Origin of the sequence: Kitasatospora sp. NPDC051914 (assembly GCF_040680995.1) — a bacterium.
Taxonomy (GTDB): Bacteria; Actinomycetota; Actinomycetes; order Streptomycetales; family Streptomycetaceae; genus Kitasatospora.
Genome location: NZ_JBFAXX010000130.1, coordinates 1 through 7,509, shown reverse-complemented (window position 1 = coordinate 7,509; position 7,509 = coordinate 1). Strand labels below are relative to the sequence as shown.

6 protein-coding genes are annotated in these 7,509 nt (G+C 70.2%); 1 reads left to right on the top strand and 5 read right to left on the bottom strand.

What is annotated here, in order from left to right; genetic code table 11:
- The 5 genes from AB0M03_RS38890 to AB0M03_RS38870 form a co-directional block, all read right to left on the bottom strand.
- On the bottom strand, positions 1–887 hold an 887-nt coding region (locus AB0M03_RS38890; protein ID WP_363501305.1), incomplete at its 3' end, for a cytosine permease.
- Positions 888–974: 87 nt separating this feature from the next.
- A complete protein-coding gene (locus AB0M03_RS38885) occupies positions 975–1,157 on the bottom strand; it encodes a hypothetical protein (RefSeq protein WP_363501308.1) in 183 nt (60 codons plus the stop codon).
- Between the two features lie 125 nt (positions 1,158–1,282).
- Positions 1,283–2,299, bottom strand: coding sequence for a TIGR03842 family LLM class F420-dependent oxidoreductase (locus tag AB0M03_RS38880; RefSeq protein WP_363501302.1), 1,017 nt, complete (start codon positions 2,297–2,299; stop codon positions 1,283–1,285).
- A 7-nt stretch (positions 2,300–2,306) separates the two neighbouring features.
- The gene (gene hydA / locus AB0M03_RS38875) at positions 2,307–3,710 is read right to left on the bottom strand and encodes a dihydropyrimidinase (RefSeq protein WP_363501300.1); all 1,404 of its coding nucleotides are present in this window, start codon (positions 3,708–3,710) and stop codon (positions 2,307–2,309) included.
- 14 nt (positions 3,711–3,724) lie between these two features.
- Complete coding sequence (locus AB0M03_RS38870; RefSeq protein WP_363501298.1) at positions 3,725–4,567, bottom strand: nitrilase-related carbon-nitrogen hydrolase; 843 nt, start codon at positions 4,565–4,567, stop codon at positions 3,725–3,727.
- 313 nt (positions 4,568–4,880) lie between these two features.
- On the opposite strand from AB0M03_RS38870, the gene AB0M03_RS38865 reads away from it, so the two are divergent.
- Positions 4,881–7,397, top strand: a complete 2,517-nt coding sequence (locus tag AB0M03_RS38865; protein WP_363501295.1) for a DUF3516 domain-containing protein — start codon at positions 4,881–4,883, stop codon at positions 7,395–7,397.
- Positions 7,398–7,509 lie beyond the last annotated feature (112 nt).

Sequence of the window (7,509 nt, the reverse complement as noted above, 5' to 3'; positions counted from 1 at the left end):
AACAGGGTCATGGTGGTGGGCAGGCCGAGGGCCTGGCCGCGGATCTGCGCCTTCTGCGAGCCGCCGAAGCGGGTGAAGTCCGGGATGTTCAGCGACAGCGTCGACCAGAAGCCGATCATGCCCATCAGGGCGGGGAAGAAGACCTTCCAGAAGTCGCCGTCCCAGCCCAGCCTGGAGGGCTGGTCGAGCAGTGGGCCGAAGCCGCCGGCCTCCACCGAGATCCAGATCAGCAGGGCGAGCGCGCCGACGATGACGAACGGCGCCGCCCAGTTCTCGAAGCGGCGCAGGGTCTCCATGCCGCGGGCGATGATCGCCATCTCGATCACCCAGAAGATCAGGAACGACAGCCACTGCGTCCACGGGTAGCCGCCGACGTGGGACGCGTTCTGCCAGCCGGAGCCCAGCAGCTTCCCGGCGAGCAGGAAGATGCCCTCGCCGCCGATCCAGGTCTGGATGCCGAACCACGCGCAGGCCACCGCCGCCCGGACCATCGCCGGCAGGTTCGCCCCGCGCAGCCCGAACGAGGCCCGGGCGAACACCGGGAAGGGGATGCCGTACTTGGTGCCGGCGTGGCCGGTGAGCAGCATCGGCACCAGCACGATCAGGTTGCCCAGGGCGATGGTGAGGACGGCCTGCTTCCAGTCCATGCCGAGCGCGACCAGGCCGGAGGCCAGCGTCCAGGACGGGATGTTGTGAGCCATGCCCACCCAGAGACTCAGATAGTTGTAAACCCCCCAGGTCCGTCTGGCGACAGGCACCGGCGCGAGGTCGTCGTTGACGAAGCGGGAGTCATCCAGGAGGACTCCCTCGGCGAGGGCGACCCGGCCGTCGGCGTAGGTCTGCTGGGTCATGGACGTTCCAGGTATGGACGGGGCATCGGAGGACATGGGGTCACCTCGGGGGTCGCAGGATCTCGCGGGGGAAGACATCGACAGAGAAGAAGAGGGAAGTCGGCAGACCTGCAGGTCACAGCCTTACCGCGATGTTCGTGTTCTGTCTTGCGCGACACAGAGGGCGAGGAAGTTGTAGGTGGTCCAGCGGCGCCGGGCGACGGGAACGGGTCTGAGGTCGTCGTTGGCGAAGCGGGGGTCGGAGAGGTCCGCGCCGTCGGTGAGTTCGACGCGGCCGTCGGCGTGGACGGTCTGGGCTGTGGACACGGGCTACCACCTTGTGCGGGGGAACGGCCCGGCGGCCGCCGTGGGGTGCGGCCGCCGGGAGCGGGAAGGTGATGGTGCGTCTGGTACCGGCGGATCGGCCGGCGGTGGGTCGGGCCGACGGTGGGTCAGGCCAGTGCGGGGATGACGCTCTTGCCGTACGCGTCGATGGTGGGCTCGATGGCGTCGTGCATGGCGTACACGGCGAACTGGTCGACGCCCAGCGAGCGGAGGTGCTGCAGCTTGGCGATCTGCGTCTCGGGCGGGCCGATCAGGCAGAAGCGGTCCACGATCTCGTCGGGGACGAAGGCGGTGTCCGGGTTCCCGGCCCGGCCGTGGTGGCTGTAGTCGTAGCCGTGGCGGTCCTTGATGTAGGCGGTGAGCTCCTCGGGGACCATCGAGGAGTGCTCGCCGTAGCGGGAGACCAGGTCGGCGACGTGGTTGCCGACCATGCCGCCGAACCAGCGGCACTGCTCGCGGGCGTGCGCCAGCGCCTCCGGCGAGTCGTCGGCGGTCACGTACGCCGGGGCGGCGACGCAGATCGTGACGGAGGCCGGGTCGCGGCCGGCCTCGGCGGCGGCGTCGCGGACGGCCTTGACCATCCACTCGGTGAGGTAGGGGTCGGCGAGCTGCAGGATGAAGCCGTCCGCGACCTGCCCGGTGAGGTGCAGCGCCTTGGGCCCGTACGCGCCCATCCAGACCGGCAGGCGGGCGCCCTCCTTGACCCACGGGATGTGGATCTCGGTGCCGTCGACCTCGACGGTGCGGCCCTCGGCGAGTTCCCGGATGGCGTGGATGGCCTCGCCGAGCATGGCGAGGCCGGCCGGGCGGCGGCCGGCGACGCGCTGCGCGGAGTCGCCGCGCCCGATGCCGCAGACGGTGCGGTTGCCGTACATGTCGTTGAGGGTGGCGAACAGGGAGGCGGTGACCTCCCAGGTGCGGGTGGCGGGGTTGGTCACCATCGGGCCCACCGTCATCCGCTCGGTCTCGGCGAGGATGCGGCTGTAGATGACGAAGGGCTCCTGCCAGAGCACCACGGAGTCGAAGGTCCACCCGTGGGTGAAGCCGGCCGCCTCGGCGCGCTTCATCCGGTCGATGAGCAGGCGGGCGGGCGGGTCGGTCTGAAGGACGAGGCCGATGTCCACGGGGCTCCTAGCGGTCGAGGTACTGGCAGGTGGCGCGCGGCTGGTACCGGCCGTGGCCGGCCCTGCCGAGGTAGTTGTCCCCGTCGACGACGACGGTGCCGCGGGAGAGCACGGTGCGGACCCTGCCGGTGATCCGCTTGCCCTCGTAGGCCGAGTAGTCGACGTTCATGTGGTGGGTCCCGGCGGAGATCGTCTGGACGGCGTTCGGGTCGTAGACCACGATGTCGGCGTCGGCGCCGGGGGCGACGGTGCCCTTCTTCGGGTAGAGGCCGAACATCCGCGCCGGGGTGGCGCAGGCGATCTCGATCCAGCGGCGGCGGGTGATGTGCCCGTCGACGACGGCCTGGTGAAGCAGGTCCATCCGGTTCTCCACACCGGGCAGGCCGTTGGGGATCTTGGAGAAGTCGCCGCGGCCGAGCTCCTTCTGCCCGACGAAGCAGAACGGGCAGTGGTCGGTGGAGACCACCTGGAGGTCGTTGGTGCGCAGGCCCTTCCACAGCTCGGCCTGGTGCTCCTTGGGCCGCAGCGGGGTGGAGCAGACGTACTTGGCGCCCTCGAAGCCGGGCTCGGCGAGGTTGTCGGTGGAGAGGAACAGGTACTGGGGGCAGGTCTCGCCGAAGACCGGCAGGCCCTGGTCGCGGGCGCCGGCGATCTCGGCGACGGCGGAGGCCGCGGAGACGTGCACCACGTACAGCGGGGAGCCGGCGACCTGGGCGAGCCTGATCGCCCGGTGGGTGGCCTCGGCCTCCAGCAGTTCGCGGCGGACCTCCCCGTGGTAGCGGGGGTCGGTCTTCCCGGCGGCGAGGGCCTGCTCGACCAGGACGTCGATGGCGATGCCGTTCTCGGCGTGCATCATGATCAGGCCGCCGTTGTCGGCGCCGCGCTGCATGGCCCGCAGGATCTTGCCGTCGTCGCTGTAGAAGACGCCCGGGTAGGCCATGAACAGCTTGAAGGAGGTGACGCCCTCCCCCACCAGCAGGTCCATCTCCTTGAGGCTGGCGTCGTTGACGTCGGCGAGGATCATGTGGAAGCCGTAGTCGATCGCGCAGTTGCCCTCGGCCTTGGCGTGCCAGGCATCCAGGCCCTCGCGCAGCGAGGCGCCGACGGACTGGACGGCGAAGTCGACGATGGTGGTGGTGCCGCCCCAGGCGGCGGCCCGGGTGCCGGTCTCGAAGGTGTCGGAGGCGGAGGTGCCGCCGAAGGGCAGCTCCATGTGGGTGTGGGCGTCGACGCCGCCCGGGACGACGTACATCCCGGTGGCGTCGATGACCGTGTCGGCCGTCCAGTCCTGGGCGGCGCTGCTGCCGCGGGCGGCGAGGGCGACGATCTTCTCGTCCTCGACCAGCACGTCGGCGTCGAGTTCCTCGGCGGCGGTGACCACCAGGCCGCCGCGGATCACGGTACGGGTCACGGGCGCTGCTCCTCTCAGGCCTGGGTGAGCGGGTTGTACGCGTCCGGGCGGCGGTCGCGGTAGAAGGCCCACTGCTGGCGGACCTGCTCGATGGCGTCGAGGTCGAGGTCGCGCACCAGGAGCTCCTCGTGCTTGTCGGAGGCGACGTCGCCGACGAACTGGCCGCGCGGGTCGACGAAGTAGCTGGTGCCGTAGAAGTCGTTGTCGCCGTACTCCTCGACGCCGACCCGGTTGATCGCGGCGATGTAGTACTCGTTGGCGACGGCGGCGGCGGGCTGCTCCAGCTGCCACAGGTACTGGGAGAGGCTCCGGCTGGTGGCGGAGGGGTTGTAGACGATCTCCGCGCCGGCCAGGCCGAGGGCGCGCCAGCCCTCGGGGAAGTGCCGGTCGTAGCAGATGTAGACGCCGACCTTGCCGACGGCGGTCTCGAAGACCGGCCAGCCGAGGTTTCCGGGCTTGAAGTAGTACTTCTCCCAGAATCCCTTGACCTGCGGGATGTGGTGCTTGCGGTACTTGCCGAGGTAGCTGCCGTCGGCGTCGATGACGGCGGCGGTGTTGTAGTAGAAGCCCTGCTGCTCGACTTCGTAGACCGGCACGACGATCACCATGCGCAGCTCCCTGGCGAGGGCCTGCATGCGCTGGACGGTGGGCCCGTCCGGGACGGGCTCGGCCCAGGAGTAGTGCTCCGGTTCCTGGACCTGGCAGAAGTACGGGGCGTTGAAGACCTCCTGGAATCCGATGATCTGCGCGCCCTGGGCGGCCGCGTCGCGGGCCGCCTTTTCGTGGGCCGCGACCATCGTTTCCTTGTCCCCCGTCCAGGCGGTCTGGAACAGCGCTGCCCTGACGACTCGGCTCATCTCAACTCCTCGCAGAAGTCGTGGTAGACCGCTGACACTAGGAGTTTCACACCCGCAGGTGGAGTACCACGCTGTAACGCTCTCCGGTGTTTTGCGTTCCGCAGCGAAACCATGATCGGATGAAAATCAGACCCTGATAACAATGGGCGCCCGAGCGGGTTAAACCTGCGTTTCCGATGGGGATGATGGACTGAATTCCTCCGCGGCGCGACACGCGCCGCCGCTGCCGGCTGCGGTCCCGGGGCCCGGGCCGGCGCGGACCGGAGCCGCAAGGGCTTTGCCGGGGCCGATCCCGACCAGGCAAGATAGGCCGGTGACCCTCCTGGACCTGATGCCGAAGCCCGCCACCCCCGACGCCCTGTTCGAGACCTTCGCCGAGTGGGCGATGGAGCGCGGCATCACCCTCTACCCGGCCCAGGAGGAGGCGCTCATCGAGCTGGTCTCCGGGAACAACGTGATCCTGGCGACCCCGACCGGCTCCGGCAAGAGCCTGGTCGCCGCCGGCGCCCACTTCGCCGCCCTGGCCGAGGGCAAGCGCACCTTCTACACCGCGCCCATCAAGGCGCTGGTGTCGGAGAAGTTCTTCGACCTGTGCAAGATCTTCGGCACCGAACAGGTCGGCATGATGACCGGCGACGCCAGCGTCAATCCGACCGCGCCCGTCATCTGCTGCACCGCCGAGGTGCTCGCGCAGATCGCGCTGCACGACGGCGAGCGGGCCGACATCGGCCAGGTCGTCATGGACGAGTTCCACTTCTACGCCGAGCCGGACCGCGGCTGGGCCTGGCAGATCCCGCTGCTGGAGCTCCCGCAGGCGCAGTTCCTGCTGATGTCCGCCACCCTCGGCGACGTCCGCCGCTTCGAGGAGGACCTCACCCGCCGCACCGGCCGGCCCACCACCTCCGTCCGCTCGGCGACCCGCCCGGTGCCGCTGTTCTACGAGTACCGGCGCACCACCCTGCACGACACCCTGGAGGAGCTGCTGACCACCGGCCAGGCGCCGGTGTACGTCGTGCACTTCACCCAGAAGGAGGCGGTGGAGCGGGCGCAGTCGCTGATGAGCATCAACATGTGCACCAAGGCGGAGAAGGACGCCATCGCCGCCCTGATCGGCAACTTCCGCTTCACCACCAAGTTCGGCCGCAACCTCTCCCGCTACGTCCGGCACGGCATCGGCGTGCACCACGCCGGCATGCTGCCCAAGTACCGCCGCCTGGTCGAGCGGCTCGCCCAGGCCGGCCTGCTGAAGGTCATCTGCGGCACCGACACCCTCGGCGTCGGCGTGAACGTGCCGATCCGCACCGTGCTGTTCACCGCGCTGTCCAAGTACGACGGGCAGCGGGTGCGGGTGCTGCGGGCCCGCGAGTTCCACCAGATCGCCGGCAGGGCCGGCCGGGCCGGCTTCGACACCGTCGGCCACGTGGTGGCGCAAGCGCCCGAGCACGTGGTGGAGAACGACAAGGCCCTCGCCAAGGCCGGCGACGACCCGAAGAAGCGCCGCAAGGTCGTCCGCAAGAAGGCCCCCGAGGGCTTCGTCGGATGGACGGAGGAGACCTTCGAGCGCCTGATCGCGGCCGACCCGGAGCCGCTGGTCAGCCGGTTCAAGGTCAGCCACGCCATGCTGCTGTCGGTGATCGGCCGACCGGGCGACGCCTTCCCGGCCATGCGCAAGCTGCTCACCGACAACCACGAGGACCGCCCGGCGCAGCGCCGGCACATCCGCTCGGCGATCGCCATCTACCGCTCGCTGCTGGAGGGCGGCGTCGTCGAGCAGTTGGACGAGCCGGACGCCGAGGGCCGCCGGGTCCGCCTCACCCTGGACCTGCAGGAGAACTTCGCGCTCAACCAGCCGCTGTCCACCTTCGCGCTGGCCACCTTCGACCTGCTGGACCCGGAGTCGCCGTCCTACGCACTGGACGTGGTCTCGGTGGTCGAGGCGACACTGGACGACCCGCGGCAGATCCTCGCCTCGCAGGAGAACAAGGCCCGCGGCGAGGCCGTCGGCGAGATGAAGCGCGACGGCATCGAGTACGAGGAGCGGATGGCCCGCCTCCAGGAGATCACCTACCCGAAGCCGCTCGAGGAACTGCTCGGCCACGCCTACGAGGTCTACCGCCGGGCGCACCCGTGGATCGGCGACCACCCGCTGGCGCCCAAGTCCGTGGTCCGCGACCTGTACGAGCGGGCGATGACCTTCACCGACTACGTCGGTTTCTACGAGCTGGCCCGCACCGAGGGCATCGTCCTGCGGTACCTGGCGAGCGCGTACAAGGCCCTCGAGCAGACCGTCCCGGACGACATCAAGACCGACGACCTGAAGGACGTCATCGCCTGGCTGGGCGAGCTGGTGCGGCAGGTCGACTCCTCGCTGCTCGACGAGTGGGAGCAGCTCGCCAACCCGACCGAGCCGGAGGCGGCCGAGGTCAAGCTGGACGAGAAGCCGGCGCCGGTCACGGCGAACGCGCGGGCGTTCCGGGTGCTGGTGCGCAACGAGATGTTCCGCCGGGTCGAGCTGGCCGCCCTGGAGCACTACGACGAGCTGGGCGCCCTGGACAGCGAGTACGGCTGGGACGGCGACCGCTGGGCCGACGCGATGGACGGGTACTGGGAGGAGTACGACGACCTCGGGACGGGGCCGGACGCGCGCGGCCCGAAGATGCTGCTGATCGAGGAGGTCGAGGACGAGGGCCTGTGGCGCGTCCGGCAGATCTTCGACGACCCGGCGGGCGACCGCGACTGGGGCATCAGCGCCGAGGTCGACCTCTACGGCTCCGACGAAGAGGGCCGCGCCGTCCTGCGCGTCACCGCCGTCGACCGCCTCGGCGGCTGACCGCCGAAGGCAGTGGGCAGCCACCCAGGGGTGCGTGGGGGGGCCAGCCCCCCGGCGGGCGGGGGGGGGGCCCCCCCCCCCCCGGGGCCCCACGCGGCGGGCGGGATAGGCA

Bases quoted from the DNA above. Each gene is read 5' to 3' on its own strand.
- AB0M03_RS38870 (WP_363501298.1), bottom strand. From the start codon at position 4,567: ATGAGCCGAGTCGTCAGGGCAGCGCTGTTCCAGACCGCCTGGACGGGG.